Genomic DNA, 1,521 nt, shown 5'->3' on the forward strand with positions numbered 1-1,521 from the left:
TCCACCGGACAGCAGTCCTCCATCTTTTCCCGGGACAGCACTTCCAGCTTCACCACCATATGGGCCGCAACCGGGGAGGTCATCCAGAGGAATACGATCAGGAACAGGATCTTAACACTCGGGAAGGTGAACCCATTGAAAACCACCGCACCCAGCAGCATCAGCCCGCAGCCCAGGGTATCCCCGATGGCCGCCGCGTGCATCCGGTTCAGCACATATTTAAACCGGAAAACGCCGATAAACTGTATGATATAAAAGACAAGCCCCGCTGCCATGCATACGGCGCCTGCCAGAAAGCGGATCCATTCAAGAACCATCATCCAGCGCTCCCTCCTCCCTCTTTTTTCGTTTCTCATTGCGTGCACGGCAGGCCCCGATATAGATCTGCGACAGGATCACCACCCCCAGGAAACTGATCAGGCCGTAAATCAGGCTGATGTCCAGCAGGTAGGATTCCTCCAGCAGCAGGCCCAGCAGCGCGATGGCCGCAATCACGATCCCGCCCAGCATGTTCACCGCCAGCAGCCGGTCTGCCACCGACGGCCCCAGCACCAGGCGCAGCAGGCACAGAAGGAACATCACGCAGAGCACTGCCAGCACCACGATTAAAAACTTCTCACTCAATGCCCCCAATACGGGGATGTCATGAAACATCACCTTTTCCTCCTCCCTCTGCCGCAGCCTCCAGCTCCACCAGCTTTTCCACAAAGCCCGATTCGTGGATCCCCACCGCGTATTCCCGGTCCAGGCTGTGCACGATGTAGTTCCCCTCCTCCAGGTCTGCGGTGATCGTCCCCGGGGTCAGGGTGATGGAATTAGCCAGCACTGTCTGCCCCGTCTGGGTCCGGATCCCGGTTTGGAAACGCACAAGCACCGGCTCCGGCTCCCGGTCAAACTCCAGGACCAGCTTCGATACCGCCAGGGCCGCCTTGATCACTTCCACCACCAGGAACACCACATACTTTAAGATCTTCCCGGTGCACTTTACAATCACCAGCTCCCGCTTCGGGGAGTATTCCATAAATTTATATAAGAACAAATATAAGGCGCCGCAGATCACCGCGCCGAATATTGCAATTTCCAATGTAATCCTGCCGTTTAATATAATCCACAGTACAAACAAAACAATGAACATCCCATCACCTCATCGGTTTCCTACGAATTTTGCCACATTTCCCTACAGACTTCTGCTCATCCCCCCTGTAGAACCCCTCCATTTCCTTGCGGAATTTTGCGGATTCCCCTTCGGGGCTTTTCGTATTTACCAGTCTTCTGCAGCCACGCCTGCTTTTTGCTTCTAAAATGGCGCGCAGGATACATACTGTATAATATCTGCGCGCCTCTTTTTTATTTCACAGGCATGAACTCTGCTTTTATTCCTCCGCCTTCCAGCTGGCATATCTGGTATAGACTGCCATCGTCTTTCCCACGTGGATATGGCCCCCCGGGATCTGCACGATGCGGGGCTCTTTCCCCTCTGCCTCCCGGATCTTTACCTCGCCCTTTTCCAGGCGCTTCAGG

3 protein-coding genes are annotated in these 1,521 nt (G+C 54.9%); all 3 read right to left on the reverse strand.

The window, feature by feature from the left end; genetic code table 11:
• A partial coding sequence (locus BN1938_RS00005) for a cation:proton antiporter (protein WP_242843775.1) occupies positions 1 to 320 on the reverse strand: 320 nt, incomplete at its 3' end.
• The gene (locus tag BN1938_RS00010; protein WP_050638634.1) at positions 307 to 654 is read right to left on the reverse strand and encodes an MrpF/PhaF family protein; all 348 of its coding nucleotides are present in this window, start codon (positions 652 to 654) and stop codon (positions 307 to 309) included. The genes BN1938_RS00010 and BN1938_RS00005, both read right to left, overlap by 14 nt.
• Positions 644 to 1,135 (reverse strand): Na+/H+ antiporter subunit E, encoded by a 492-nt coding sequence (locus BN1938_RS00015; protein ID WP_050638635.1) that lies wholly within the window; start codon positions 1,133 to 1,135, stop codon positions 644 to 646. The genes BN1938_RS00010 and BN1938_RS00015 overlap by 11 nt, the downstream gene beginning before the upstream one ends.
• Between the last annotated feature and the right edge of the window lie 386 nt (positions 1,136 to 1,521).

It is taken from the genome of Eubacterium sp. SB2, assembly GCF_001244405.1.
GTDB lineage: Bacteria > Bacillota > Clostridia > Lachnospirales > Lachnospiraceae > Faecalicatena > Faecalicatena contortus_B.